Origin of the sequence: Nocardioides sp. (assembly GCF_044226305.1) — a bacterium.
Taxonomy (GTDB): Bacteria; Actinomycetota; Actinomycetes; order Propionibacteriales; family Nocardioidaceae; genus Nocardioides.
On sequence record NZ_JBGAHF010000022.1, the window covers coordinates 27366 to 53139 of the forward strand.

24 protein-coding genes and 1 pseudogene are annotated in these 25774 nt (G+C 71.8%); 18 read left to right on the forward strand and 7 right to left on the reverse strand.

The features are described from left to right. The first annotated feature begins 53 nt into the window (after positions 1 to 53). The 6 genes from ACILQ5_RS18615 to ACILQ5_RS18640 all read left to right on the forward strand — a co-directional run bounded on the left by ACILQ5_RS18615 (position 54) and on the right by ACILQ5_RS18640 (position 4573). The gene (locus ACILQ5_RS18615) at positions 54 to 716 is read left to right on the forward strand and encodes a histone deacetylase (RefSeq protein ID WP_395659526.1); all 663 of its coding nucleotides are present in this window, start codon (positions 54 to 56) and stop codon (positions 714 to 716) included. Then, positions 713 to 1123 carry an SRPBCC family protein gene (locus ACILQ5_RS18620; RefSeq protein ID WP_395659527.1) on the forward strand — a complete coding sequence of 137 codons (411 nt, stop codon included), beginning with the start codon at positions 713 to 715 and terminating at the stop codon, positions 1121 to 1123. Before ACILQ5_RS18615 ends, ACILQ5_RS18620 begins: the two co-directional genes overlap by 4 nt. Before the next feature lie 82 nt (positions 1124 to 1205). Beyond that, positions 1206 to 1763, forward strand: a complete 558-nt coding sequence (locus ACILQ5_RS18625) for a dihydrofolate reductase family protein (RefSeq protein WP_395659528.1) — start codon at positions 1206 to 1208, stop codon at positions 1761 to 1763. A gap of 40 nt (positions 1764 to 1803) precedes the next feature. Then, a complete protein-coding gene (locus ACILQ5_RS18630; RefSeq protein ID WP_395659529.1) occupies positions 1804 to 3423 on the forward strand; it encodes an AMP-binding protein in 1620 nt (539 codons plus the stop codon). A gap of 43 nt (positions 3424 to 3466) precedes the next feature. After that, the gene (locus ACILQ5_RS18635) at positions 3467 to 4261 is read left to right on the forward strand and encodes an aldo/keto reductase (RefSeq protein ID WP_395659530.1); all 795 of its coding nucleotides are present in this window, start codon (positions 3467 to 3469) and stop codon (positions 4259 to 4261) included. Positions 4262 to 4270: 9 nt separating this feature from the next. Further along, complete coding sequence (locus ACILQ5_RS18640) at positions 4271 to 4573, forward strand: hypothetical protein (protein ID WP_395659531.1); 303 nt, start codon at positions 4271 to 4273, stop codon at positions 4571 to 4573. A gap of 3 nt (positions 4574 to 4576) precedes the next feature. Here ACILQ5_RS18640 and ACILQ5_RS18645 read toward each other — a convergent pair whose 3' ends face one another. Next, positions 4577 to 6685 (reverse strand): S8 family serine peptidase, encoded by a 2109-nt coding sequence (locus tag ACILQ5_RS18645; protein ID WP_395659532.1) that lies wholly within the window; start codon positions 6683 to 6685, stop codon positions 4577 to 4579. A 93-nt stretch (positions 6686 to 6778) separates the two neighbouring features. Here ACILQ5_RS18645 and ACILQ5_RS18650 point away from each other — a divergent pair, with 93 nt between their 5' ends. Further along, a complete protein-coding gene (locus ACILQ5_RS18650) occupies positions 6779 to 8197 on the forward strand; it encodes an HAD hydrolase-like protein (protein ID WP_395659533.1) in 1419 nt (472 codons plus the stop codon). A 44-nt stretch (positions 8198 to 8241) separates the two neighbouring features. Then, entirely contained in the window at positions 8242 to 8637 is a 396-nt protein-coding gene (locus ACILQ5_RS18655; protein ID WP_395659534.1) for a cold-shock protein, read from the forward strand. A gap of 35 nt (positions 8638 to 8672) precedes the next feature. Here ACILQ5_RS18655 and ACILQ5_RS18660 read toward each other — a convergent pair whose 3' ends face one another. Then, a complete protein-coding gene (locus tag ACILQ5_RS18660) occupies positions 8673 to 10073 on the reverse strand; it encodes an MFS transporter (RefSeq protein WP_395659535.1) in 1401 nt (466 codons plus the stop codon). A 58-nt stretch (positions 10074 to 10131) separates the two neighbouring features. On the opposite strand from ACILQ5_RS18660, the gene ACILQ5_RS18665 reads away from it, so the two are divergent. Beyond that, positions 10132 to 10920 carry a DUF3027 domain-containing protein gene (locus tag ACILQ5_RS18665; protein WP_395659536.1) on the forward strand — a complete coding sequence of 263 codons (789 nt, stop codon included), beginning with the start codon at positions 10132 to 10134 and terminating at the stop codon, positions 10918 to 10920. 80 nt (positions 10921 to 11000) lie between these two features. On the opposite strand, the gene ACILQ5_RS18670 is transcribed toward ACILQ5_RS18665, so the two are convergent. Beyond that, positions 11001 to 11285: a DUF2530 domain-containing protein gene (locus tag ACILQ5_RS18670; protein ID WP_395659537.1), complete on the reverse strand. Its 285-nt coding sequence runs from the start codon at positions 11283 to 11285 to the stop codon at positions 11001 to 11003. A gap of 48 nt (positions 11286 to 11333) precedes the next feature. Between ACILQ5_RS18670 and ACILQ5_RS18675 the strand changes: the two genes are divergently transcribed. The 7 genes and pseudogenes from ACILQ5_RS18675 (at position 11334) to tuf (ending at position 19160) form a co-directional block, all read left to right on the forward strand. After that, positions 11334 to 12794 (forward strand): NCS2 family permease, encoded by a 1461-nt coding sequence (locus tag ACILQ5_RS18675; RefSeq protein ID WP_395659538.1) that lies wholly within the window; start codon positions 11334 to 11336, stop codon positions 12792 to 12794. Positions 12795 to 12883: 89 nt separating this feature from the next. Further along, complete coding sequence (locus ACILQ5_RS18680; protein ID WP_395659539.1) at positions 12884 to 13336, forward strand: MarR family winged helix-turn-helix transcriptional regulator; 453 nt, start codon at positions 12884 to 12886, stop codon at positions 13334 to 13336. 38 nt (positions 13337 to 13374) lie between these two features. Next, positions 13375 to 14727: pseudogene (locus tag ACILQ5_RS18685) on the forward strand (MFS transporter); the annotation flags it as partial. A gap of 133 nt (positions 14728 to 14860) precedes the next feature. After that, a complete protein-coding gene (gene rpsL, locus ACILQ5_RS18690) occupies positions 14861 to 15235 on the forward strand; it encodes a 30S ribosomal protein S12 (protein WP_028636428.1) in 375 nt (124 codons plus the stop codon). 1 nt (position 15236) lies between these two features. Continuing rightward, a complete protein-coding gene (rpsG, locus tag ACILQ5_RS18695; RefSeq protein ID WP_085873147.1) occupies positions 15237 to 15707 on the forward strand; it encodes a 30S ribosomal protein S7 in 471 nt (156 codons plus the stop codon). A 76-nt stretch (positions 15708 to 15783) separates the two neighbouring features. Next, a complete protein-coding gene (gene fusA / locus ACILQ5_RS18700; protein ID WP_395659540.1) occupies positions 15784 to 17895 on the forward strand; it encodes an elongation factor G in 2112 nt (703 codons plus the stop codon). A 71-nt stretch (positions 17896 to 17966) separates the two neighbouring features. Further along, complete coding sequence (gene tuf / locus ACILQ5_RS18705; protein WP_395659541.1) at positions 17967 to 19160, forward strand: elongation factor Tu; 1194 nt, start codon at positions 17967 to 17969, stop codon at positions 19158 to 19160. A gap of 83 nt (positions 19161 to 19243) precedes the next feature. Here the strand turns inward: tuf and ACILQ5_RS18710 are convergent, their stop codons facing one another. Then, positions 19244 to 20587 carry an aspartate aminotransferase family protein gene (locus ACILQ5_RS18710; RefSeq protein WP_395659542.1) on the reverse strand — a complete coding sequence of 448 codons (1344 nt, stop codon included), beginning with the start codon at positions 20585 to 20587 and terminating at the stop codon, positions 19244 to 19246. Between the two features lie 17 nt (positions 20588 to 20604). Here ACILQ5_RS18710 and ACILQ5_RS18715 point away from each other — a divergent pair, with 17 nt between their 5' ends. Then, positions 20605 to 21336 (forward strand): tRNA (guanine(46)-N(7))-methyltransferase TrmB, encoded by a 732-nt coding sequence (locus tag ACILQ5_RS18715; RefSeq protein WP_395659543.1) that lies wholly within the window; start codon positions 20605 to 20607, stop codon positions 21334 to 21336. Here the strand turns inward: ACILQ5_RS18715 and ACILQ5_RS18720 are convergent. Beyond that, positions 21311 to 22351, reverse strand: coding sequence for a LacI family DNA-binding transcriptional regulator (locus ACILQ5_RS18720; protein WP_395659544.1), 1041 nt, complete (start codon positions 22349 to 22351; stop codon positions 21311 to 21313). The two genes, ACILQ5_RS18715 and ACILQ5_RS18720, sit on opposite strands and share 26 nt — an antisense overlap. A 47-nt stretch (positions 22352 to 22398) precedes the next feature. Here ACILQ5_RS18720 and ACILQ5_RS18725 point away from each other — a divergent pair, with 47 nt between their 5' ends. Then, on the forward strand, positions 22399 to 23784 hold the full coding sequence (locus ACILQ5_RS18725) for a GH1 family beta-glucosidase (RefSeq protein ID WP_395659545.1): 1386 nt from the start codon (positions 22399 to 22401) through the stop codon (positions 23782 to 23784). Here ACILQ5_RS18725 and ACILQ5_RS18730 read toward each other — a convergent pair. Together ACILQ5_RS18730 and ACILQ5_RS18735 are read right to left on the reverse strand one after the other, a co-directional pair. Beyond that, positions 23774 to 24745: a carbohydrate ABC transporter permease gene (locus ACILQ5_RS18730; protein WP_395659546.1), complete on the reverse strand. Its 972-nt coding sequence runs from the start codon at positions 24743 to 24745 to the stop codon at positions 23774 to 23776. The two genes, ACILQ5_RS18725 and ACILQ5_RS18730, sit on opposite strands and share 11 nt — an antisense overlap. After that, positions 24742 to 25719 carry a carbohydrate ABC transporter permease gene (locus ACILQ5_RS18735; RefSeq protein ID WP_395659547.1) on the reverse strand — a complete coding sequence of 326 codons (978 nt, stop codon included), beginning with the start codon at positions 25717 to 25719 and terminating at the stop codon, positions 24742 to 24744. The genes ACILQ5_RS18730 and ACILQ5_RS18735 overlap by 4 nt, the downstream gene beginning before the upstream one ends. Positions 25720 to 25774: the final 55 nt, after the last annotated feature.

Sequence of the window (25774 nt, forward strand, 5' to 3'; positions counted from 1 at the left end):
GCGGGGCCCGGCCCTCGCCCGGCCGCGGGCGCCTTTGGCACAGTGGTGGGGTCATGTCCCACGTCTGGTACGTCTCCTACGGGTCCAACATGTCCGCCGCCCGGCTGGGCTGCTACCTCGAGGGCGGCTGCCCGCCCGGTGGCACGCGGCACAACCCCGGTGCCCGTGACCGCACCCCGCCGCGACGCTCGGTGCCGGTGGACCTCCCCGGGACGACGTACTTCGCCGGCGAGTCGCCGCAGTGGGGCGGCGGGGTCGCGTTCTACGACCACGAGACGCCGGGGTACACCGCCGCTCGCGGCTACCTGCTGACCGCGGGCCAGCTCGCGGACGTCGCGGCCCAGGAGATGTACCGGGCGCCGGCCCCGGGCGACCCGGTCGAGCAGATCGCGCTGGCCCAGGTCGGGGGCGGCGCGGACCTGCGCCACGAGCTCGGGCCCGGCCGCTACGAGACCCTCGTCGAGGTCGGCCGGTACGACGGCCTGCCGCTGCTCACCTTCACCGCACCGCACGGCGCCGCGCACGTCGAGCACGCGGCGCCGGCGCCGGCCTACCTCGCGGCGATGGCCACCGGCCTGCGCGAGTCCCGGGGCTGGGACGAGCAGCAGGTGGCGGCGTACCTCGGCTCGGTCGTGCCGGGAGGGACAACTGCCCCGGGGAGGGGGGACCAGAGGCCTTCCCGCGGCCCGACCGAGGGGCCTAGGTTGCCGTTATGAGCTACGAGTACGAGGGCACGGTCTCCACCAGCGCGACTCCCGCCGACGTCTGGCGACTCTGGTCGGACGTCGGCAGCTGGCACTGCTGGGACCCGGCCGTCCAGGGCGTGGCGATCGAGGGTCACTTCGGCGAGGGGGCAGGAGGGACGCTGACGTTGACCGGCAACGTCCACGCCCCGTTCGTGCTGGAGATCGTCGAGCACGGCGCCCGCTTCGTCGACCGGATCACGATGGGCGACCTGACCGTCTCCATCGACCACCACGTCAAGGCCACCGCCGAGGGGTCCGAGGTGACGGTGCGGACCTCGGTCCACGGCCCGGGTGCCGAGGACGTCGGGCCGCTGGTCGCCGCCGACACCCCGAAGGCCCTGGAGGCGCTGGTGCGGATGGCCGAGGACAAGAGCTGAGCCCAGCCTGACGCCACCTGTCGTGGACAGGGTCGGCCGTTCGTGGAGAGGGTGAACACCCACCCCACGAGAGGAGCGCGCGATGCGCACCCTGGTCACCACCCACTTCGTCAGCCTCGACGGCGTCGCCGAGGCGCCCGGCGGCGAGCCGGGCTACCGGCACTCGGGCTGGACGATGGACATCGAGCCCGACCCGGCGCAGTACGAGCGCAAGGGCCGCGAGCAGGAGGAGGCCACCGCCTTCCTCATGGGCGGCCGCTCCTACGACGCCTTCGCCGAGGTGTGGCCGACGATGGACTACTTCGCCGGCTGGAACGCCATGCCCAAGTACGTCGTCTCCGGCACCGTCACCGACCCGCAGTGGAACAACACCAGCGTGCTCGCGTCGCTCGACGACGTGGCCGCGCTCAAGGAGACCGACGGCGGCCCGATCTTCGTGCAGGGCAGCATGCTCCTCACCCAGAACCTGCTCAAGGCCGGCCTGGTCGACGAGATGCGCCTGATGGTCTTCCCCGTGGTCCTGGGCTCGGGGCGCGGCCCGTTCCCGACCGACGCCGAGGACAAGGTGAGGCTCACCCTCGTCGACAGCACGACGTACGCCAACGGGGTGCAGTACCAGGTCCTGCGCGTCCAGCGCTGAGCCAACGACAGGCCAACGTGTCCGGGCGTAGCGTCCCGCCATGGAGTCCATGAGCAGCGCCTACGCGCAGGGCGAGACGGAGCCGCCGCTCCTCGAGGAGACGATCGGCGCCAACTTCGAGCGGACCGTCGCGGCGTACCCGGACCGGGAGGCGCTGGTCGAGGTCGCGAGCGGCCGGCGCTGGACCTGGGCCGAGCTGGACCGCGACGTCGACGCGCTGGCGATCGGTCTCGTGCGGGCCGGGATCGGCAAGGGTGACCGGGTCGGCATCTGGTCACCCAACTGCGCGGAGTGGACGATCACGCAGTACGCCACGGCGAAGATCGGCGCGATCCTGGTCAACGTCAACCCGGCGTACCGGACCCACGAGCTCGCCTACGCCCTGCGCCACTCCGGGACCCGGCTGCTGATCTCGGCGCCCGAGTTCAAGACGAGCGACTACCGGGCGATGGTCGAGGAGGTCCGCGACGAGGTCGGGCTCGAGCAGGTCTGGTACCTCGGCAGCCCCGAGTGGACCGACCACAACGTGCACGACCCCGGCGTGACCCTGCTCGACGTGATGGCCTGGTCCCTGGACCCCGACGACCCGATCAACATCCAGTACACGTCGGGCACCACCGGCTACCCCAAGGGCGCGACGCTCAGCCACCGCAACATCCTCAACAACGGCTACTTCACGACCGAGACGATCGGCTTCACCGAGGAGGACCGGCTCTGCATCCCGGTGCCCTTCTACCACTGCTTCGGGATGGTGATGGGCAACCTCGGGTGCACCAGCCACGGCGCGACGATGGTGATCCCGGCGCCCGGCTTCGACCCCGAGGTCACGCTGCGCACGATCGAGGCGGAGCGGTGCACCGCGGTGTACGGCGTCCCGACGATGTTCATCGCGATGCAGCACCACCCGACCTTCGCCGAGCACGACCTGTCGTCGCTGCGCACCGGGATCATGGCCGGCTCGATCTGCCCGGTCGAGGTGATGAAGCGCTGCGTCAACGACATGCACATGGCCGGGGTGTCGATCGCCTACGGCATGACCGAGACCAGCCCCGTGTCCTGCCAGACCCGCGCCGACGACGACCTCGAGCGGCGTACCGCCACCATCGGTCGGGTCCACCCGCACGTCGAGATCAAGGTCGTCGACCCGGTCACCGGCGAGACCGTCGAGCGCGGGCAGCCGGGGGAGTTCTGCACGCGGGGCTACTCGGTGATGCTCGGCTACTGGGAGGACCCCGAGAAGACCGCCGAGGCCGTCGACGCCGACGGCTGGATGCACACCGGCGACCTCGCCGAGATGCGCGAGGACGGCTACTGCAACATCGTCGGCCGGATCAAGGACATGGTGATCCGCGGCGGGGAGAACATCTACCCGCGCGAGATCGAGGAGTTCCTCTACGCCCACCCCGACATCGAGGACGTGCAGGTGATCGGCGTGCCCGACGAGAAGTACGGCGAGGAGCTGGCCGCCTGGATCAAGCTGCGCGACGGCGCCGACCCGCTGGACGCCGACGCCGTGCGCGCCTACTGCACCGGCAAGCTCGCCCACTACAAGATCCCGCGCTACGTGATGGTCGTCGACGCGTTCCCGATGACCGTCACCGGCAAGATCCGCAAGGTGCAGATGCGCGAGGAGTCCGCTCGCGCCCTGGGCCTGGGCTGACGACGGCAGATCGGCTTGACCCCGCCTGCCTAGGCTCGGGGACATGACCACCACCCCTGCCGTCCCCCTCGACAGCGCCGTCCTGCCGCACGGGTCGCTGATGCCCCTGCTCGGCTTCGGCACCTGGCAGATCACCGGCGACGACGCGGTCCGCGCGACCTCGGCGGCCCTCGAGGCGGGCTACCGGCACCTCGACACCGCGACCGTCTACCGCAACGAGAGCGAGGTCGGGCGGGCCCTGGCCGAGAGCGGCGTGCCGCGCGAGGACGTCTTCCTCACCACGAAGTGCCCCGGCGACCGCGCCGGCCGCGAGCTCGAGACGCTGCGCGAGAGCCTCGACCTGCTCCGCACCGACCACGTCGACCTCTGGCTGGTCCACTGGCCCACGGACGGCGCCACCGACATCTGGCGCGCCATGGTCGAGGCCCAGGAGTCCGGGCTGGCCCGCGAGATCGGCGTCAGCAACTTCGACGCCCGGCTGGTCGACGAGGTCAGCAGTGCCACCGGCGTCACCCCCGCGGTCAACCAGATCGAGTGGAGCCCGCTGCTCTGGGACCCCGAGGTCGTCGCCGCCCACCAGGAGCGCGGCATCGTCCTCGAGGGCTACAGCGCGCTGCGCGGCGGCACCCTCGACCACCCGGCGATCGTCGCGATCGCCGAGCGGACCGGCCGGACGCCGGCCCAGGTGATCATCCGCTGGCACCTGCAGCACCAGGTCGTGGTGATCCCGAAGTCGGTGGACCCGGAGCGGATCAGGTCGAACGCCGACGTCGGCGGGTTCGCGCTGACAGCCGAGGACATGGCCACCCTGGACGGCCTGGCCGGGCGCCGCTCCTAGGCGACCGACGTGACCCCGGACGAGGTGGCGGGCTACGTCGAGTCGCTGCCGCAGGTCAAGCGCAAGGGCACCGCGGCCCGCCCGGCCTGGTACGTCCACGACCGGCTCGTCGCCCGGCTGGAGGACCCGACCACCCTGGTGGTCCGGGTGCCGCTGGACCGGCGTGAGCCGTTCCTCGAGGACTGCCCGGACGGGTTCGGCGTCCCGCCCCGGATGGAGTCGCACCACAAGGTCGAGGCCTACCTCGACCGGGCGCCCGCCGCGGCCGTCCGGGCGGCGATCGACCTCGCCTGGGAGATGCAGCGCCGCTGAGGCTCAGTGGGTGACCAGTACCGGGATCCGGGTCACCGTGCCGGTCGCGCCCCGCCAGGTCACCCAGCCGTCGTCGTCGGGCTGGGGGACCGAGGTCCGGCCGACCAGGATCGTGAACGACGCGCTCTCGCCGGGGCCGAGCCGGACCGCGGCCGGTACGACGCGGACCTGGTGCCGCTCGAACCCGGTGGCGTGCGAGGAGAAGTAGAGCCGCCGGCCGGTGACGTTGGTGATCGTCCGGGTCGCGGTGTCGGCGTCGCCGGCGAGCAGGACCGACGGCGTGTTCAGGTCGCCGTCCAGGGTGCCGGCCAGCCAGGGCCGGTAGTCACCCGGCGCCACGTCGTAGGCCAGCCCGGGTCGCACCCGGAGGTCGGACAGCAGGTGCCCCGCGCCGGCCCGCAGGGCGGGTGCGTCACGCAGCGGGCGGGCCGTGGTCGCCAGGACCGACCGGACCACCGCCGCGGACCAGTCGGGGTGCCGGGAGACGAGGAGGGCGGCCGCGCCGCTGGTCGCGGCGGTCGCGACCGACGTGCCCGCGGCCAGGTCCCAGGCGGGGTCGCCGGGCACCGCGCCCAGGATCCCGGTGCCGGTCGCCACGAGGTCCGGCTTGAGCACCGCGCCGCCGGGGTCGCCGCTGCTCGACCACGGGGCCACCCGGGGCGCCGACCGGGCGGCACCGAGCGGCGTCAGCCGCACCCGGCCCGCGGGGTGCCCGTGGAGCCAGTGGCGCAGCACGCGGCCCGCCGCCTCGCGGAGGTGCACGGTCGGTACGTCGTGGAAGTCGGCGACCAGGCTGCCCGGGCCGTTGTTGACGAGCACCATGCCCACGCCGTCGGCGAGCGCGACGGCCGCGGACTTGTCGACCCGGGCGACCTCGCCCCGTGCGCACAGCACCACGCGGCCCTCGACCCGGGCGGCGTCCAGGCTCCCGGGGCGGCAGACGCGGGCGTCGCTGCTGCGTGCGCCGGCGGCGGGGACCCGGGCGCCGACGACCAGGCGCGCCGGCCCGACCTGCCGGGACGAGGCCATCGCCCCGGTGAGCGCGGGGCCGCCAGCGGTCCGGACCCGACCCTCGCGCACCGGCCCGAGGGTCGCGCCGACGGTGGTCACCCACGGGCTCGGGTGCGCCGCGGCCCGGGTCGGCGCGTTCCCCGCGGCCGCGACCACGACCGTGCCCTGCTCGGCGGCGCCGAGGAGCGCGCGCTCCAGGGTGTCGAAGCCGGCCGGGCCGCCGACGGACAGGTTGAGGACGTCGACGCCGTCCGCCGTGGCGGCGTCGACGGCGCTGACCAGGTCGGCGGTCGAGCAGCCGTCGTCGGCGGGGTCCGGTGCGGTCCAGCAGGCCTTGTAGACCGCGATCCGGGCCTGGGGCGCCACGCCGGAGTACGTGCCGAGGCGCTGGCCGCGCACCCGCGCGGTGACCCCCGCGTCGCCGGCGGCCACCGAGGCCACCTGGGTGCCGTGGCCGTCCTCGTCGAGCGGCGAGAGCGACTCCGAGGAGCGCACCCGGTCCGCGCCGAACCCGTCGACGAACCACCGCGCCCCGACGAGCTTGCGGGTGCAGGAGTCCGCCGGCCAGCCCTCGCCCGCCGAGCAGCTGCCGCGGAACCCGCTCGGCGCCCGGCCCAGGCCCGAGGTGGCCGCGAAGGCCGGGTGGTCGGGGGCGATGCCGGTGTCGACCACGCCGACCACGACGCCGGCGCCGCCCCGGTCGCGGCGCACGACCCCCGGGATCGCGGCGAGCGGCGGCTCCGAGCGCGCCGCGCGGCCGGCGAGCCGGCGTACGGTGTCGCGCTCCACGAGCGCGACACCCGGGTCGGAGCGCAGCTCGGCGGCCTGGTCCGCGGTCAGCCGGACCGCGACGCCGTTGAGGGCCGTGGTCCAGCGGTAGACCGGGGTGGGTCCGCCCACGGCGGCGAGCACCGCGTCCTGGTCGCCGCGCGCCCGGAGGGCGCCGAGCAGGCCGTCCGCGGCCGGCGCCTCGAGGGTGACGAGGTAGAGGCGCCCCTCCTCGGCCAGGGCACCCACCTGCCCGGAGGCGGGTGCCGGCGGGGCGAGCGCGCCGGCGGTGGCCGCGAGCGCGGCGGCGAGGACCGCAGCGACGTGCTTCACCGGTTCACCCCCGTCAGGCCAGGAACAGCAGTCACAGGAACCACTCATTGTGACAGGAGTTGCACGGTTGCGCCCGCTCCTTAGGGTGGCCCCATGCACGCAGCGCCACTGGTCGTCGGGTTCGACCTCGACATGACGCTGATCGACACCGTCCCGGGGTTCGCCGACGTCCTCCGGGCGCTCGGCGCGGAGCTGGACGTCGACTTCCCGGTCGAGGAGATGACCGCCCGGCTGGGTCCGCCGCTCGACCTGCTGCTCGCGCCGTACCTCGACGAGGCCGCCATCCCCGCCGCCGGCGACCGGTTCCGCGAGCTCTACCCCGACCACGCGATCGCCACCGTCCCGGCGCTGACCGGCGCCCACGAGGCGATCGCCGCCGTGCGCCGCCACGGGGGGCGCGTCGTCGTCGTGACCGGCAAGTACCCCGACAACGCCCGGCGCCACCTCGACCACCTCGGCTTCGACGTCGACCACCTCGAGGGCTGGGTGTGGGGCGTCGGCAAGGCCGACGCGCTGCGCCGCGAGGGCGCGACGGTGTACGTCGGCGACCACGTGCACGACGTCGAGGGTGCCCTCGCCGCGGGAGCGCTGAGCGTGTCGGTGCTGACCGGCGGGTGCACGCGCGAGGAGCTGCTCGGCGCCGGCACCCACGTCGTGCTGGAGAGCCTCGGCGAGTTCCCCGCCTGGCTCGAGGAGCACCTGCTGGACCTGCGCCTGGACGCCCTGGAGGCCGACCTCCGCAGCCGCGGCTCGGTGCTCGTCGCCTACAGCGGCGGGGCCGACAGCGCCCTGCTGCTGGCCGCCGCGGTGCGCGCCCTCGGGCCGGACCACGTCGCCGCCGCGACCGGCTACTCCCACTCGCTCCCGCAGGTCGAGCGCGACCCCGCCCGCGCCTTCGCGGAGTCCCTGGGGGTCGACGTGCTGACCCCGGAGACCCGCGAGATGGAGCGCGAGGGCTATAGCGCCAACGGCGCGGACCGCTGCTACTTCTGCAAGGCCGAGCTGCTCGAGGTGCTCGGGCCGCTCGCGGCCGAGCGCGGGCTGGCCCACGTCGCCACCGGCACCAACGCCGACGACGCGGTCGCCGGCTTCCGTCCGGGGATCCGGGCGGCGGCGGAGCGCGGCGCGATCACGCCGCTGCGCGACGCCGGGCTCACCAAGGCGCAGGTCCGGGCGGCCTCGCGCCGCTGGGGTCTGCCGACCTGGGACAAGCCGGCAGCCGCGTGTCTGTCGTCCCGGGTGGCGTACGGCGTCGAGGTGACGCCGTACCGGCTCGGCCGCGTGGAGCGGGCCGAGGCCGCCGCCCGGTCCGCCCTGGACGGCCTCGGGCTGGTGGACCTGCGGGTGCGCGACCTCGGCGACCTGGCCTCGGTGGAGGTCGACGCCGGCCTGCTCCCGCTCGCGCCGGAGGTCGAGGCGGGGCTGCTGGCGGGCGTGCGCGGGGCCGGGTTCGAGGCGGCGGCGGTCGACCCCCGCGGGTTCCGGTCGGGCTCGATGAACGAGGCCCTCTAGACTCTGCGCCGCAGCATCCCCCGTATGCAGGAAGAGGACAGACCGTGCCCACTGGCAAGGTGAAGTGGTTCGACGCCGACAAGGGCTTCGGCTTCCTCTCGCAGGAGGACGGCCCGGACGTCTACGTCCACGCCGACGCGCTGCCCGAGGGCACCACCACGCTCAAGGCCGGCACGCGCGTCGAGTTCGGCATCGCCCAGGGCCGGCGCGGCGACCAGGCGCTCCAGGTCCGGGTCCTCGACCGGCCGGTCTCGGTCGCCCGCAGCCAGCAGCACGCGCGCCGCAAGAAGCCCGACGAGATGGCCACCATCGTCGAGGACCTCATCGGCCTGCTCGACGGGGTCGGCGAGGCCTACCGGCACGGCCGGTACCCCGAGGCGAAGACCGCCAAGCCGGTCGCCAAGCTGCTGCGCGCCCTCGCCGACGAGCTCGAGCTGTAGCCGGTCGAGTCGAGGGTTCTGACCGTCGAGCGGCCTCAGTTCCCGGTCGGCACCTGCTGCCGGCGCATCCGGCTCGGGTGCCGGAGGAGCACGAACGCGCCCCACGCCGCCAGCACGACGGTGGCGACCCCGAGGCCGAGCCGCGGCGGGTCGATGGGCATGGCGATCCCGACGAACCCGCCGATCACCCAGGCCAGCTGGAGCGTGGTGTCGCTGCGCGCGAAGGCGCTCGCCTGCACCCGGTGGGGTACGTCGCGCTGGATGGTCGCGTCCAGCGAGAACTTCGCCAGCGCCTGGCCGAGCCCGGCCACCAGGCCGAGCAGGGCCAGCGCGAGCACGCCGTAGAACAGGAACCCGAACACCACCACGGCGACGTCGACGACCAGCACGGCGGAGACGGTGACGGCGGGGTTGATCCGCTTGAGCACCGACGCGGCGACGACGCCGAGGAAGTTGCCGGTCGCGGCGCCGCCGACGACGAGCGCGGTGAGCAGCTCGGTGCTCCAGCCCTCGATCGGGTTCTGCCGCAGCTGGAAGGCCATGAACATGATCAGGAAGCCCGACATCCAGCGCGGGCCGCAGTTGGCGCGCAGCGCGTAGGCGACCGCCGGGGGGATCCGGACGCTGCCGGTGCGGCCCTTCTCGGCGTCGCCGCGCAGGACCAGGTCGCCCTCGCCCTCGCTGGAGTCCACGCGCGGGGGGAGCCGCACCGCGCTGATCGTCGCGGCCACGAACAGCAGGAACGCGTAGCGCAGCACCCACTCGGGGCCGGCCAGCGACGCCAGCCCCGCGAGCGGGGCCGAGACGGCGACGCCGACCATGCCGGACATCGAGACCCGGCCGTTGGCCTTGACCAGCGTGAAGTCGGCGGGAAGCAGCCGCGGCACGGCGGCGGCCCGGGTGACGCCGTACGCCTTGGACGCGACGAGCACGCCGAGCGCCGCCGGGAACAGCCACACGGAGTCGGTCACGACCGCGCCCGCCAGCACCCAGCACAGGAACGCGCGGATCGCCATCGTCGCGCCGATCGCCCAGCGTCGGCCGTGGGCGAAGCGGTCGAGGAACGGTCCGATCAGCGGGGCCACGACCGCGAACGGCAGCATCGTCAGGCCGAGGAACAGCGCGACCTGCCCGCGGGCCTCGCCCGACGGCACCGTGAAGAAGAGGGTGCCGGCCAGCGCGATCGCCACCGCCGCGTCGCCGGCGGTGTTGAAGAAGTGCATGTGGATCAGCCGCGCGAGCCCGGACTCGCCCGCCCCCTCGGCGTCCGCCGCACGGCGGGCCGTCCGCATCGTGAACCGGCCGGCCCGGCTCGCGGCCCGGCCCGCCGCCCCCAGGGCCCGGCCCACGACGGACCCGCGGGCCTCGGCGGCGTCCGGGTGCGGGTCGCGCCAGCGCTGCTCGTCGGTCGACGAGTCCTGGCGGGACGGGTCCATGGCCCCATCCTGCCCGGTCCGAGGCCACCCGACCTGACAGCCACAGGGCCCATGCGCGATGATTTCGTCCGTGACCACGACCCTGCGCCCCAAGCCCGACTCCGCCGCGGTCGCGGCGGTCGACGTCGCGCGCGCCGTCCTGGTCGACGACGTCGGTGCTGCCGACGTCGGTGAGCACCTCGGCCACGTGGTCGAGGACGACCGGGTCGTCACCCACTTCTTCGCCTGCGAGCGCCCTGGGTACGTCGGGTGGCGCTGGTCGGTCACCGTCGCCCGCGCCTCGCGGCAGAAGCATGTCACGGTCGACGAGATCTTGCTGGTCCCCGGTGACGAGGCCATCGTCGCGCCGCCGTGGGTGCCCTACCGCGAGCGGATCCAGCCGGGCGACCTCTCGCCCGGCGACCTGCTGCCGGTCGACGACGACGACCCGCGCCTGGTCCCGACGTACTCCTTCGGCGACGACCCGCTCGACGCCGACGACAAGGCGCAGGTCCGCGCCGTCGCCCACGAGCTCGGCCTCGGCCGGGTGCGGACCCTGTCGCCGGAGGGCCGCGACCTCGCCGCCCAGCGGTGGTACGACGGCGACGGCGGTCCGGACGCCCCGCTGGCCCGCTCGGCACCGGACTCCTGCACCACCTGCGGCTTCCTGATGCGGATCGCCGGGCCGCTGGCGGAGACGTTCGGCGTCTGCGCGAACGGCAATGCGAACGACGACGGCCGGGTCGTGTCGCTCGACCACGGCTGCGGCGCCCACAGCGAGGTGCGGCTGGCCAAGAAGCACGAGCCGCAGCCGCTGCCGGACCCGGTCGTCGACACGCTCTCGCGGCGCGAGTTCGAGACCTGGTAGCGGAGACCCGCAAGCGGATCCGCTGATGCTGGTCGAGCGAGCGACCGGCGTGTCGAGACCCGGCTAGTCAGCGAGGAGCACTAGTCGTCGCCCGCCTCGCGGTGCGCCTTGCGCCGACGCCGGCAGTACTCCAGGCCGAGCAGGCCGAGGCCGAAGCCCGCCAGGCAGGTCCAGAGCCACCACTCGTTGCCCGAGTCCTCGAGCCGTCCGTAGAAGGGCAGCAGCGCGACGAAGGCCACCAGCCAGGCCGCCGTCCCGACCTCGACGGTGCGGACCCCGTCGACGTCCAGGGGCGCGACGTCGGCGATCAGCAACGTGCGGTTGCCGATCTCATGGGCCTTCGGCTGCTCGTCGGACGGTTCCACGACGGACACGCTAGTCGAGGGGCCGTTCGTCTGGGATGCTTGCGCGCCGTGAGCAACCTGACGTCAGCCGCCCCGCGCGGCGGTATCGACCGTTACTTCCGGATCACCGAGCGCGGCTCGACCGTGGGACGCGAGGTCCGAGGCGGATTCGTCACCTTCTTCACGATGGCCTACATCATCGTGCTGAACCCGCTGATCCTCGGCTTCGCCCCGGACTCCGACGGCCAGCTCCTCGGCGGCGGCGAGGTGCCCAACCTGGCGATGATCGCGGCCGGTACGGCGCTCGTGGCCGGGGTGATGACGATCCTCATGGGCGTCGTGGCGAACTACCCGCTCGCGCTGGCCACCGGTCTCGGGCTCAACGCGTTCGTCGCGTACTCGATCGCCAGCCAGATGACCTGGGCCGATGCGATGGGCCTGGTGGTCATCGAGGGTCTGGTCATCCTGGTCCTGGTCCTCACCGGCTTCCGCGAGGCGGTCTTCCACGCGGTGCCGGCCGAGCTCAAGGTGGCGATCTCCGTCGGCATCGGCCTGTTCATCGCGCTCATCGGCTTCGTCGACGCCGGGTTCGTGCGCCGCATCCCCGACGCCGCGAACACCACGGTGCCGGTGCAGCTCGGCCAGACCGGCCAGCTGGCCGGGTGGCCGGTGCTCGTGTTCGCCGTCGGGCTGGCGCTGGTCATCGTGCTCTGGGTGCGCCACGTGAAGGGCGCGATCCTGATCTCGATCGCGGCGACGACCGTGCTGGCGATCATCATCGAGTCGATCGTCGGCGCGGGCTCGAGCGTCGACAGCCCGACGGGGTGGAGCCTCAACGTCCCGGCCTGGCCCGACGACATCGTCTCCACGCCCGACTTCGGGACGCTCGGCGAGTTCAACCTGCTCGGGTCGTTCGAGAGCGTCGGCGTGGTGACCTCGCTCCTGCTGATCTTCACGCTCATGCTCGCCGACTTCTTCGACACCATGGGCACGATGACGGCCATCGGGGCCGAGGCGAACCTGCTCCAGGAGGACGGCACCCCGCCGAACACCAAGCGGATCCTGATCGTCGACTCGCTGGCGGCCTCCGCCGGCGGTGCGGCCGGCGTCTCGTCCAACACGTCCTACATCGAGTCCGCCTCGGGCGTCGGGGAAGGTGCGCGCACGGGCCTGGCGTCGGTGGTGACCGGCGTGCTGTTCCTGTTCGCGATCTTCCTGGCCCCGCTGGTCGCGATCATCCCGTCCGAGGCCGCGGTCCCGGCGCTCGTCCTGGTCGGCTTCCTGATGATGCAGCAGGTGAAGGGCATCGACTGGGACGACCTCGAGGTCGCCATCCCGGCCTTCCTCACGATCGTCCTGATGCCGTTCACGTACTCGATCTCGGTCGGCATCGGCGCCGGCTTCATCGCGTACGTCCTCATCAAGGTCGCTCGCGGCAAGGCCGGCCAGGTCCACCCGCTGCTGTGGGGCGTCGCGGCGGCGTTCCTGGTGTTCTTCTGCATCAGCCCGATCACCGACTGGCTGACCTGATCCGGACGGCGAGCGAGGGCGGCCGGTCCCGACCGGCCGTCCTCTTTCGTCGGGAATGCTTAGCACAGGTAATGAGTTAGGCTAAGGGTATGCCTACCGTGGAGAAGGTCGCCCGCACCGACGCGGGCCTCGCGTCCGAGCTGCGGCTCAGCGTGATGCGCCTGCGTCGGCGGCTCGCCAACGAGCGCCACCCCGACAACGAGCTCAGCCTCAACCAGATGGCCGTGCTCGGGTGCCTGTACCGCCACGGCGGGGCGCTCACGATCGGTGAGCTCGCCGCCGCCGAGCGGGTGCAGCCGCCGTCGATGACCCGCACCGTCAACTGCCTCGAGCAGAGCGGCGAGGTCGTGCGGCGTCCGCACGAGACCGACGGGCGCCAGGTGGTCGTCGAGCTGTCCGACCTGGGCCGGTCGCGGCTGCTGGCCGACCGTGCCCGCCGCGACGCCTGGCTCGCGCAGCGGCTGCGCGAGCTCACGCCCGACGAGCGCGCGATCCTCCGCAGGGCGGCCCCCATCCTCGAGAACCTCTCGCACCTCGACTGACCAAGGACTGATACCTCACGAGCCCCACCTTCCGCGCCCTCCGCAACCCCAACTACCGGCAGTACCTGGCCGGCAGCGTCGTCTCGAACACCGGCACCTGGATGCAGCGCGTCGCCCAGGACTGGCTGGTCCTCCAGCTGCCCGGGAACAGCGGCACCGAGCTCGGCATCACCACCGGACTGCAGTTCCTGCCGGTGCTGTTGCTGAGCCCGTACGCCGGCGTGGTGGCCGACCGGTTCCCGAAGCGTCGCCTCCTCCAGGTGACGCAGCTGACGATGGCGCTCGCCTCCCTGGTGCTGGGGGTGATCGCGGTGCTCGGGGTCGCCCAGACCTGGCAGGTCTACGTCATCGCCCTGCTGTTCGGCGTCGGTGCGGCGTTCGACGGACCGGCCCGGCAGTCGTTCGTCTCGGAGATGGTCGGCCAGGACGACCTCACCAACGCCGTCGGCCTCAACTCGGCCAGCTTCAACGCCGCGCGCATCCTCGGCCCCGCGCTCGCCGGCCTGATGATCGGCGCGCTCGGCGGGGGCGTGGTGGCGACCGGCTGGGTCATCCTCATCAACGCGGCGTCGTACGGCGCGGTCATCGCGCAGCTGCAGCGGATGGACACCGCGCTCCTGCGCACGCCCGAGCCCCGTGACCGGGTGCCCGGGGCGCTGCTCGAGGGGGTCCGCTACGTCCGCAGCCAGCCCAAGATGGTGATGATCCTGGTCATGGTGTTCTTCGCGGGCACCTTCGGCATGAACTTCCAGATCACCTCCGCGCTGATGGCCACCGAGGTGTTCGGCAAGGGGGCGGGGGAGTTCGGCATCCTCGGGTCGGCGATGGCCGTCGGCTCGCTGACAGGCGCCCTGATGGCGGCCCGCCGGGTCCGGATCCGGCTGCGGCTGCTCGTCGGGGCGGCCATCGGCTTCGGGGTGGCCGAGATCGTGGCCGGGCTGCTGCCGACGTACCTTGCCTTCGCACTGTTCTGCCCGGTCATCGGCTTCTGCACGCTGACGCTGCTCAACTCCGCGAACGCGACCATCCAGCTGGAGTCCGACCCCGCCCTGCGCGGCCGGGTGATGGCGCTCTACATGACGATCGTGATGGGCGGGACGCCGCTGGGCTCGCCGATCATCGGCTGGGTCGGGCAGCACCTCGGGGCGCGCTGGAGCCTGGTGATCGGCGGGGTGCTGACGATCGCCGGGGTAGGGTTGGCGCTCGCCGTGTACGGACGGCTCCGCGGTGGCGCCCGCAGCGTTTTGCATGCGGTAGATGCCCCGGGTAGTCTTTTTCCTCGTGTCTGGGACAACCAGGCCGTTGCGCGTGCCCGGACGCAGTCAGGGGATCAGGCCCCCGACTCCGGCGCGCAGATCCCCGTCGACGAAGCCGCGATCGGTTCCCGCTGACGTAGGAGAGAGAGGGCGACACGCCCGACCTCGGGGGTAGCAACGGGAGTTGAGAGCACCATCCAGGCACGGAGCACGACACCGTGCGGGCAGAGCGCTCGTACTGAGAGCAGTGAAGAAGGGGAACCACCCGGTGCCCACCATCAACCAGCTGGTCCGCAAGGGCCGCCAGGACAAGGTGTCGAAGAACAAGACGCCCGCCCTGAAGGGTTCGCCGCAGCGCCGAGGCGTCTGCACCCGCGTCTACACGACCACCCCGAAGAAGCCGAACTCCGCCCTGCGCAAGGTCGCCCGTGTGCGCCTGTCCAGCGGCGTCGAGGTCACCGCCTACATCCCCGGGGTCGGCCACAACCTCCAGGAGCACTCGATCGTGCTCGTCCGCGGCGGCCGGGTGAAGGACCTTCCCGGTGTCCGCTACAAGATCATCCGCGGCACGCTCGACACCCAGGGCGTGAAGAACCGCAAGCAGGCTCGCAGCCGCTACGGCGCCAAGAAGGAGAAGAGCTGATATGCCGCGCAAGGGTCCCGCTCCCAAGCGGCCGATCGACATCGACCCGGTCTACGGGTCGCAGCTGGTCTCCCAGCTCGTCTCCAAGGTGCTGCAGGACGGCAAGAAGCAGGTCGCGCAGCGCATCGTCTACACCGCGCTCGAGGGCTGCCGCGAGAAGACCGGCACCGACCCGGTCGTCACGCTGAAGCGTGCGCTCGACAACGTGAAGCCGGCCATCGAGGTCAAGTCCCGCCGCGTCGGCGGTGCGACCTACCAGGTCCCGATCGAGGTCAAGGGCACGCGCGGCACCACGCTCGCGCTGCGCTGGCTCGTCGGCTACGCGGCCGACCGTCGTGAGAAGACCATGCACGAGCGCCTCATGAACGAGATCCTCGACGCCTCGAACGGCCTCGGTGCCGCGGTGAAGAAGCGCGAGGACACCCACAAGATGGCCGAGTCGAACAAGGCCTTCGCCCACTACCGCTGGTGACCACCGGCGCCGGCGGCCCCACCAGGTCGCCGGCGTCCCACCGGCAACCCCGACTTTCTAAGGAACGCTGACAACAGTGGCTGTCGACATCACGACGGACCTCAACAAGGTCCGCAACATCGGCATCATGGCGCACATCGACGCCGGCAAGACCACCACCACCGAGCGCATCCTGTTCTACACCGGCATCACCTACAAGATCGGTGAGGTCCACGAGGGCGCAGCCACGATGGACTGGATGGAGCAGGAGCAGGAGCGCGGCATCACGATCACGTCCGCCGCGACGACCTGCTGGTGGAAGGACCACCAGATCAACATCATCGACACCCCCGGTCACGTGGACTTCACCGCCGAGGTCGAGCGCTCGCTGCGCGTCCTCGACGGTGCCGTCGCCGTGTTCGACGGGGTGGCCGGCGTCGAGCCGCAGACGATGACGGTGTGGCGCCAGGCGAACAAGTACTCCGTGCCCCGGATGTGCTTCGTCAACAAGCTGGACCGCACCGGCGCGGACTTCTTCCGCTGCGTCGACATGATGGTCGAGCGCCTCAACTCCACCCCGCTGGTCCTCCAGCTGCCGATCGGCGCCGAGTCCGACTTCCTCGGGGTCGTCGACCTGGTCGGCATGCGCGCGCTCACCTGGCGCGGCGAGACCACCATGGGTGAGGACTACACCGTCGAGGAGATCCCCGCGGAGCTGGCCGAGCAGGCCGCCGAGTACCGCGAGAAGCTGCTCGAGACGCTGGCCGACGCCGACGACGCGATCATGGAGAAGTTCCTCGACGAGGGCGACTTCAGCGTCGAGGAGCTCGAGGCCGCGATCCGTCGCGCCACCCTGGCCGACAAGCTCAACCCGGTCCTGTGCGGCACCGCGTTCAAGAACAAGGGCGTCCAGCCCCTGCTCGACGCGGTCGTCAAGTACCTCCCGTCGCCGCTCGACATCGGCGAGATCATCGGCCACTCCGTCAAGGACGAGGAGGAGCAGATCTCCCGCAAGCCGTCCGACGCGGAGCCGTTCTCCGGCCTGGCCTACAAGATCGCCTCGGACCCGCACCTCGGCAAGCTGATCTACGTCCGGGTCTACTCCGGCAAGCTCGAGGCCGGCTCGACCGTGGTCAACTCGGTCAACGGCCGCAAGGAGCGGATCGGCAAGGTCTACCAGATGCACGCGAACAAGCGTGAGGAGATCGCGTCGGTCGGCGCCGGCCAGATCGTCGCCGTGATGGGCCTGAAGGACACCAAGACCGGTCACACCCTGTGCGACCCGCAGCACCAGGTCGTCCTCGAGTCGATGACGTTCCCGGCCCCGGTGATCGAGGTCGCGATCGAGCCCAAGACGAAGAGCGACCAGGAGAAGCTGGGCATGGCGATCCAGCGCCTCTCCGACGAGGACCCGACCTTCACGGTCAAGTCCGACGAGGAGACCGGCCAGACGATCATCGCCGGCATGGGCGAGCTCCACCTGGAGATCCTCGTCGACCGGATGAAGCGCGAGTTCCGCGTCGAGGCCACCGTCGGCAAGCCGCAGGTCGCCTACCGCGAGACCGTCCGCAAGGAGGTCACGAACCACAGCTACACCCACAAGAAGCAGACCGGTGGTTCGGGTCAGTTCGCGAAGGTCGTCGTCTCGCTCGCGCCCAACATCGACCCCGAGACGGGCACCGGTGCGGGCTACGAGTTCGTGAACAACGTGTCGGGTGGTCGCGTGCCGCGCGAGTACATCCCGTCGGTCGACCAGGGCGGCCAGGACGCCATGGAGTTCGGCGTGCTCGCCGGCTACCCGATGGTCGACGTGAAGTTCACCCTCGAGGACGGCGCCTACCACGACGTGGACTCCTCGGAGCTCGCGTTCAAGATCGCCGGAAACCAGGCCTTCAAGGAGGCCGCCCGGATGGCCAAGCCGGTGCTGCTGGAGCCGATGTTCGCGGTGGAGGTGACGACCCCCGAGTCGTTCCTCGGCACCGTCATCGGCGACATCAACAGCCGTCGCGGCCAGATCCAGGCACAGGAGGAGCGTCACGGCGACATGGTCGTCAACGCCCTCGTGCCGCTGTCCGAGATGTTCGGGTACGTTGGCGACCTGAGGTCCAAGACCTCCGGCCAGGCTTCGTACTCGATGGAGTTCGACTCGTACGCCGAGGTTCCCACGAACATCGCCGACGAGATCATCAAGAAGGTTCGCGGCGAGTAACCAGCCCGGACCCTCGGCAGTACAACCAGCCAGTACGAGTCAAGTAACACATCAACCAGGAGGAGCCCACAGTGGCTAAGGCGAAGTTCGAGCGGACCAAGCCGCACGTCAACATCGGCACGATCGGTCACATCGACCACGGCAAGACGACCCTGACTGCCGCGATCACCAAGGTCCTGCACGACAAGTACCCGGACCTGAACCCGTTCACGCCGTTCGACGAGATCGACAAGGCTCCCGAGGAGCGTCAGCGCGGTATCACCATCTCCATCGCGCACGTCGAGTACCAGACCGAGGCGCGTCACTACGCGCACGTCGACTGCCCGGGTCACGCGGACTACATCAAGAACATGATCACCGGTGCCGCGCAGATGGACGGCGCGATCCTGGTGGTCGCCGCGACCGACGGCCCGATGCCGCAGACGCGTGAGCACGTGCTGCTCGCCCGCCAGGTCGGCGTGCCGGCGCTGGTCGTCGCGCTCAACAAGTGCGACATGGTCGACGACGAGGAGCTCATCGAGCTCGTCGAGATGGAGGTGCGCGAGCTCCTCTCCGAGTACGAGTTCCCGGGCGACGACATCCCGGTCGTGCGCGTGGCCGCCTTCCCGGCGCTGAACGGCGACGAGAAGTGGGGCGAGTCGGTCTTCGAGCTGATGACCGCGGTCGACGAGTACATCCCGACCCCGGAGCGCGACACCGAGAAGCCGTTCCTGATGCCCGTCGAGGACGTCTTCACGATCACCGGTCGTGGCACCGTCGTCACCGGCCGCATCGAGCGCGGCATCGTCAAGGTGAACGAGGAGATCGAGATCCTCGGCATCCGCGACACCTCGGCCAAGACCACGGTCACCGGTGTCGAGATGTTCCGCAAGCTGCTCGACGAGGGCCAGGCCGGCGAGAACGTCGGTCTGCTCCTCCGCGGCACCAAGCGCGAGGACGTCGAGCGCGGCATGGTCCTGGCGAAGCCGGGCACCACGACCCCGCACACCAACTTCGAGGCCTCGGTCTACATCCTCTCGAAGGAGGAGGGCGGCCGTCACACGCCGTTCTTCAACAACTACCGTCCGCAGTTCTACTTCCGGACCACGGACGTGACCGGTGTCGTGACCCTGCCCGAGGGCACCGAGATGGTCATGCCCGGCGACAACACCGAGATGTCGGTCGAGCTGATCCAGCCGATCGCCATGGAGGAGGGCCTGCGCTTCGCCATCCGCGAGGGCGGCCGCACCGTCGGCGCCGGCCGGGTCACCAAGATCACCAAGTGATCGCCTGACTCATCGTGAGGGCCCCGTCGGCCGCGAAAGCGGCCGGCGGGGCCCTTCGCCGTCCCCGGGGCGCCGACTCGCGGTCAGGACACCAGCGCCGCGACCGCCTCGGCGAAGACCTCGGTGTGCCGGTCGACGTCGGCCTCGGTGTGGTGGGGGCTGAAGAGCGCCATGTTGTGGAACGGCGTCAGCAGCACGCCCCGGTTGAGGCACCACAGGTGGAAGAAGCCCTCGAGCTCCTCGTCGACCGCCGCCGCGGCGGCGGCGCCGTCGCGCGGGGGCGGGCAGAACCAGTACTCCGCCCGGCAGCCGAGCCGCTGCACGTGCCAAGGCAGGTCGTGCTCGGCGATCACGCCGGCGACGCCGTCGGTGAACCGCTCGGCCAGGGGAACGGCGACCGCGAAGTCCTCCTCGCGCAGGCAGCTCGACAGCGTGGCCCGGATCGCGGCCAGGGCGAGGGCGTTCCCGGTGAGGGTGCCGCCGACGCCGGCGACGTCGATCTCGTGGCCCAGCATCGGCGCGGAGAGACGCTCGGCCACCTCGGCGGTCATGCCGTACGCCGCGCAGGGGATGCCGCCGCCGATCGGCTTGCCCACCACGAGCAGGTCGGGCTCGAGGCCCCAGGCGACCGTGGCGCCGCCGGGCCCGGCGCAGAGCGTGTGCGTCTCGTCGATGACGAGCAGCACGTCGTGGCGACGGGTGATCTCGCGGACCGCGTCGAGGTAGCCCGGCTCGGGCAGCACGATGCCGATGTTGGTGAGCGCCGGCTCCATCAGCAGGCAGGCGACGTCGCCCTCGGCCAGCCGTCGGTCCAGCGCGTCGGCGTCGTTGAACGGCACCACGGCGGTGGTCTCCGAGACCGCCACCTGCGGCCCGAGCGCGCCCGGACGCGGCACGACCTGGTCGCCGTCGAGCACGGCGAGGGTCTCGTCGACCGTGCCGTGGTAGCACCAGTCCATCACCGCCACCCGGGGCCGTCCGGTGAGGTACCGCGCGAAGCGCAGCACGAACCGGTTGGCGTCGGTCGCCGACATCGCGAGCTGCCAGGCCGGCAGCCCGAAGCGCCGGGCGAGCTCCTCGCCGACCCAGACGGCGTCGGCCGACGGCAGCATCGTCGTGATGCCGCGCGCGGCCCGCGCCGTGAGCGCCTCGGTCACCTGCGGCAGCGCGTGGCCGGTCATCGCGCCGGTGTCGCCGAGGCAGAGGTCGACGTACTCGACGCCGTCGACGTCGGTGAGCCGCGCACCCGCGGCCGTGTCGAAGAAGACCGGGAACCGACCCGGCCAGCGGGTCATCCACGGCATGGGCACCCCGGCCAGCAGGTGCTCGCGCGCCTGCCCGGCCAGGGCGGCCGACCGAGGGTGCTGGTCGGCGAAGCGGGCCTCCTCGGCGGCGCGGAGGGCGGCGAGTCGAGTTCGATCGGTCATGTTGGGAAGATAGAGCCATGCCCGAGGAGACCGTCAGACCGGCGCGCCCGCACCACCGCCTCACCGAGGACGGCCGCCGGATGCGGGAGGTCCTCACCTACTCCCGGCGGGGCAGCCGGTTCACCCCGCGCCAGGCCGAGGCCTGGGCGACGTACGCCGAGCGGTGGTGGGTCCCCGACGAGGCGGTCGACGACCCGGGCTTCTCGCTGGCGGACCTGTTCGGGCGCGAGGCGCCGCTCGCGGTCGAGATCGGCTCTGGGATCGGGGAGTCGACGGTGGCCCTCGCGGCGGCCCGTCCCGACCACGACGTGGTCGCGTTCGAGGTCTGGCGACCCGGCGTCGCGGACACGCTCGGGCGGCTGGGCGAGGCCGGTCTCACCAACGTCCGGCTGCTCAGCGTCGACGCGATCTGGTCGATGGAGCACCTCCTCGGCCCGGACAGCCTCGCCGCGCTCTGGACATTCTTCCCGGACCCCTGGCCGAAGACCCGGCACCACAAGCGCCGGTTGGTGACCCGGACGTTCGCGCACCTCGCGGCGACCCGGCTCCGTCCCGGTGCGGAATGGCGGCTGGCGACCGACTGGGCCGACTACGCCACGCAGATGGTGGAGGCGCTCGACGTTGAGCCGCTGCTCGAGGGTGGACCGACGGCGCGCTGGGACGAGCGGCCGGTCACCCGGTTCGAGCGCAAGGGCCTCGAAGCTGGCCGGGAGATCACCGACCTCAGGTACGTCCGGCGTCCTCGCTGAGGGGCGCCCGGTCGCACGGCGGTGCGGTCGTGTGCCGCACGACCAGCCGGGTCGGCAGCACGACCTGCTCGGGCAGCCAGTGCTGGGCGGTGAGGGCGGCCAGCACCTGCTGGGCGGCCACCCGGCCCTGCTCGCGCACCGGCTGCGCGACGGTCGTCAGCTCGAAGATCTCCGACATCTCGTGGTCGTCGATCCCGATGACCGACACGTCCTCGGGGACCCGCAGCCCGCGTTCGCGGGCGGCCCGCAGCACGCCGAACGCCATCTCGTCGGAGGCGGCGAAGATCGCCGTCGGCCGGTCCGGCCGGGCCAGCAGCTCGACGCCGGCTCGCATCCCGCCGGCGACCGTGAACTCGCCCTCGGTCTCGAGCCCCACGTCCGGCTCGATGCCGGCCTCGGCGAGCGTGTCGCGGAACCCCGCCACCCGGGCCGCCGGGGCGGTGAAGTCCAGCACGCCGTCGATCGCACCGCCGACGTACCCGATCCGGCGGTGGCCGAGGTCGAGCAGGTGCTGCGTGGCGCAGCGCGCGGCCGCCTCGTCGTCGATGCGCACGGTCGCCCACCCGGGCACGTCGGCGCCGACCACCGTGACCGGGCGGCCGAGCTTCTCCAGGCGGGCCAGCTCGTCGCTGCTGGGCTTGAGGCTGAGGACCAGCACCGCGTCGACCCGCTTGGTGAGCAGGCTGGTCTCGAAGACCCGGTGCCGGGCCGCCTCGTCGCCGGCGAGGTTGTAGAGCAGCAGGTCGTAGCCGCGCTGGCGCAGGACCTCCTCGGCGCCCTCGACCACGGCGGCGAAGAACCAGCGGGTCACCCAGGGCACGACCACGGCGACGGTCCGCGTCTTGCCGCTGGCCAGCGCGGCGGCGCCGGGAGAGGGCACGTAGCCCAGCCGGCGCGCGGTCTCCATGACCTTCGCGCGGGTGTCGTCGGAGACCCCGGGCAGGCCGCGCAGGGCCCGCGACACGGTGGCGGTGGACGTCTCGACCTCGCGGGCGACGTCCTTGATCCCGGTCATCGTGGGAACGCTCCCACTCCGACCGGCCGGAGGTTAGGTTGGTGCCCATGACCCAGCACCTCCCCGACGGATCCACGCTCGACTTCGGCGTCGCCACCGCGGCCTACCAGATCGAGGGCGCCACCACCGAGGACGGGCGCGGCGCCTCGATCTGGGACACCTTCGCGGCCCGCCCCGGAGCGGTCCGCGACGGCCGGGACGGCGCGGTCGCCTGCGACTCCTACCACCGGTACGCCGAGGACCTCGACCTGGTGCGGGACCTCGGCGTCGGGTGGTACCGGTTCTCGGTCGCCTGGCCGCGGGTACTGCCCGAGGGCACCGGCCGGGTCGAGCAGCGCGGCCTGGACTACTACGACCGGCTCGTCGACGCCGCGCTCGCGCGGGGGGTGCAGCCGACCGCCACGCTCTACCACTGGGACCTGCCCCAGGCCCTCGAGGACCGCGGCGGCTGGCCGGAGCGCTCGACGGCCGAGGCGTTCGCCGACTACGCGGCGGTGGTCCACGAGCGCCTCGGCGACCGCGTGCACGTCTGGGCGACCCACAACGAGCCCTGGTGCGCGGCGTACCTCGGCTACGCGGCCGGCGTGCACGCACCCGGCCGCCGGGAGGGCGGTGCCGGCCACCGCGCCGCCCACCACCTCAACCTGGCGCACGGCCTGGCCGCCGCACGCCTGCACGAGGCCGGCGTGACCGACCTCGGCGTGGTGCTCAACCTGGCGCCGTACTGGCCGGAGACCCCGGAGGCGGCCGGTGCCGCCGACGAGCTCGACGCCGTCCGCAACCGGGTGTGGCTCGGCCCCCTCGTCGACGGCGCGTACGACGAGGGCCTGGTGCGGGTGGCTCCGGAGCTGGCCGACCCGGGGCTGGTGCGCGACGGTGACCTGGCGCTCGTCCGGGGCTCGGCCGACTGGATCGGGATCAACTACTACACGCCGTTCCGTCCGACCCTCGCCGACCCGACCGTGGCCCGGCACCCCGAGGTCGAGGCCTACCCGGGCGCCACCCCGGTCTCCTTCGTCGTGCGCGAGCCGCGCACCGACATCGGCTGGGAGGTCGACGCCTCGGGCCTCGAGGAGCTGCTCGTCGAGACGCACCGACGGACCGGGCTGCCGCTGCTGGTCACGGAGAACGGTGCGGCGTACCCCGACCCCGTGACGGACGGCGTCGTCGACGACCAGGACCGGATCGGCTACCTGCGCGACCACGTCGCCGCCACCGAGCGGGCGCGCGCCGCGGGCGCGGACGTGCGGGCCTACATCGTGTGGACGCTGCTCGACAACTTCGAGTGGGCCGAGGGCTACACCAAGACCTTCGGGATCGTCCACGTCGACCCGAAGGACCGGACCCGGACGCCGAAGGCGTCCTACCACTGGCTCGCCTCCCAGCTGACGTCCGGGTCCCGGCCCACGGTCGACTCCCCGCCTAGCCCTTGACGCTGCCGGCCAGCAGGCCGCGCACGAAGTAGCGCTGCAGCGACAGGAACACGATCAGCGGGATGACCAGCGAGATGAACGCGCCGGAGGCCAGCAGCTGCCAGTCCTGACCACGCTCACCCACGAGGCTGACCAGCTTCACCGTCATCGGCGAGACCTCCGGCGAGCTGAACACCAGCGCGACCAGCAGGTCGTTCCAGACCCAGAGGAACTGGAAGATCGCGAACGCCGCGATCGCCGGCATCATCAGGGGCAGCATGATCCGCGAGAAGATCTGCACGTGTCCGGCCCCGTCCACCCGGGCGGACTCGATCAGCTCGCCGGGGATCTCCCGCATGAAGTTGTGGAGCAGGAAGATCGCCAGTGGCAGCGCGAAGATCGTGTGGGAGAGCCACAGCTCGTAGAGCCCGCCCGCCGGCGCGTCCCGTCCGGCCAGCGGCATCAGGTTGAACGGCGGGTCGACGTACAGCTTGAGGAGCGGGACCAGGGTGACCTGGATCGGCACGATCTGGAGTGCGAAGACCGCGATGAACAGGACGTACTTGCCGCGGAAGTCCATCCAGGCGAACGCGTAGGCCGCCAGGGTCGCGAGGCTGATCGGGATCAGCACCGCCGGGATCGTGATGACGATGGAGTTGACCAGGTTGGTCGACAGCCCGTCGCCGGAGGACCCGCCGTTGAGCACGTCCTGGTAGTTCTGCAGCGTGAACGCGGGGTCGGTGAAGACCGTCCACCAGCCGCTGCTCTTCACGTCCTCCTCGGGTCGGAAGGACGAGATCAGCAGGCCGACGGTGGGGATCGTCCAGACCACGGCGATGACGACCGCGGCGAGGGAGGCCCACCGGCTGGACAGGCCGGCGGCCGCCGCCTGGGAGGCGGTGCGCTGCGGCTTCGTGGACTGGTCCGGCTCCGGCTCCGGCGGGGGATCCGTGAGCGTGACGTCGGTGAGGAAGTTGCTCATCGGCCCTCAATCCTTCGCATCTGGCGGATGTTGTAGATCACGACCGGCGTCACCAGCAGGAAGATGACGACGGCGATCGCGGTGGCCAGGCCCTGGTCACCGGCGACGAAGTTCTGCCGGTAGAACTCGTAGGCCAGGACACTGGTGTCGAAGTTGCCGCCCGTGGCGGTCTGGACGATGTCGAAGACCTTGAGGGTGGCGATCGTGATCGTCGTGAGCACGACGATCAGGGACGGGCGGATGCTCGGCACGGTGATGTAGCGGAACATCTTCCAGCCACCGACGCCGTCGAGCCGCGCCGCCTCGACGATGTCGTCGGGGATGGCCTTGATGGAGGCCGAGAGGATCGTCATCGCGAAGCCGGTCTGGATCCAGATCAGGATCACGATGAGGAAGAGCGTGTTCCACGGCGGCGACAGCAGGAAGTTGTAGGGCTCGAGGTGCAGCCAGACCAGGATCTGGTTGAGCAGGCCGATCTGCTGGGTGTTGGGGCCGGTGCCGCCCTTGTAGTCGTAGACGAACTTCCAGATGATCGAGGCCGCGACCAGCGAGATCGCCACCGGCATGAAGATCAGTGCCTTGGCGAACTTCTCGAACCGGGCGCGGTCGATGATGACCGCGTAGATGAGGCCGAAGCCGGTGGAGAAGAGCGGGGTGAGGATCACCCAGAGCAGGGTGTTGCGCAGGACCTTCACCTGGGTCGGGTCGGTGAAGAGGTTCTTGTAGTTGTCGAGCCCGACGAACGGCGGGTCGAAGAGCGCGGCGCCGTGCAGCGACTGCCACATGGTCACGATCGCGGGGTAGAGCAGGCCGATGCCGATCAGCAGCAGCGAGGGGCCGAGGAAGGCCGCGGCCTGGACCCGCTCGCCGGACCGGGACCGCAACCGTTGGGTGACCAGCAAGATGGTCGCCATCACGGCGTAGAACAGCACGATGGCGATGACCATCTGGACGAACTTGTCAGTCGTGCTCAACGCATTCTCCCGTCTGGGGTCCGCAACAAACGAGAACGGCGCCGGGGCGGGCGGG

What these genes read in the sequence shown, in the direction of transcription:
- ACILQ5_RS18715 (WP_395659543.1), top strand. Translation starts at nt 20,605, where the DNA reads ATGCCCGAGGAGACCGTCAGACCGGCGCGCCCGCACCACCGCCTCACC.
- ACILQ5_RS18615 (WP_395659526.1), top strand. Translation starts at nt 54, where the DNA reads ATGTCCCACGTCTGGTACGTCTCCTACGGGTCCAACATGTCCGCCGCC.
- ACILQ5_RS18630 (WP_395659529.1), top strand. Translation starts at nt 1,804, where the DNA reads ATGGAGTCCATGAGCAGCGCCTACGCGCAGGGCGAGACGGAGCCGCCG.
- ACILQ5_RS18635 (WP_395659530.1), top strand. Translation starts at nt 3,467, where the DNA reads ATGACCACCACCCCTGCCGTCCCCCTCGACAGCGCCGTCCTGCCGCAC.
- ACILQ5_RS18620 (WP_395659527.1), top strand. Translation starts at nt 713, where the DNA reads ATGAGCTACGAGTACGAGGGCACGGTCTCCACCAGCGCGACTCCCGCC.
- ACILQ5_RS18725 (WP_395659545.1), top strand. Translation starts at nt 22,399, where the DNA reads ATGACCCAGCACCTCCCCGACGGATCCACGCTCGACTTCGGCGTCGCC.
- ACILQ5_RS18680 (WP_395659539.1), top strand. Translation starts at nt 12,884, where the DNA reads ATGCCTACCGTGGAGAAGGTCGCCCGCACCGACGCGGGCCTCGCGTCC.
- ACILQ5_RS18665 (WP_395659536.1), top strand. Translation starts at nt 10,132, where the DNA reads ATGATTTCGTCCGTGACCACGACCCTGCGCCCCAAGCCCGACTCCGCC.
- ACILQ5_RS18710 (WP_395659542.1), bottom strand. Translation starts at nt 20,587, where the DNA reads ATGACCGATCGAACTCGACTCGCCGCCCTCCGCGCCGCCGAGGAGGCC.
- ACILQ5_RS18720 (WP_395659544.1), bottom strand. Translation starts at nt 22,351, where the DNA reads ATGACCGGGATCAAGGACGTCGCCCGCGAGGTCGAGACGTCCACCGCC.
- rpsG (WP_085873147.1), top strand. Translation starts at nt 15,237, where the DNA reads ATGCCGCGCAAGGGTCCCGCTCCCAAGCGGCCGATCGACATCGACCCG.
- ACILQ5_RS18625 (WP_395659528.1), top strand. Translation starts at nt 1,206, where the DNA reads ATGCGCACCCTGGTCACCACCCACTTCGTCAGCCTCGACGGCGTCGCC.
- ACILQ5_RS18730 (WP_395659546.1), bottom strand. Translation starts at nt 24,745, where the DNA reads ATGAGCAACTTCCTCACCGACGTCACGCTCACGGATCCCCCGCCGGAG.
- ACILQ5_RS18660 (WP_395659535.1), bottom strand. Translation starts at nt 10,073, where the DNA reads ATGGACCCGTCCCGCCAGGACTCGTCGACCGACGAGCAGCGCTGGCGC.
- ACILQ5_RS18650 (WP_395659533.1), top strand. Translation starts at nt 6,779, where the DNA reads ATGCACGCAGCGCCACTGGTCGTCGGGTTCGACCTCGACATGACGCTG.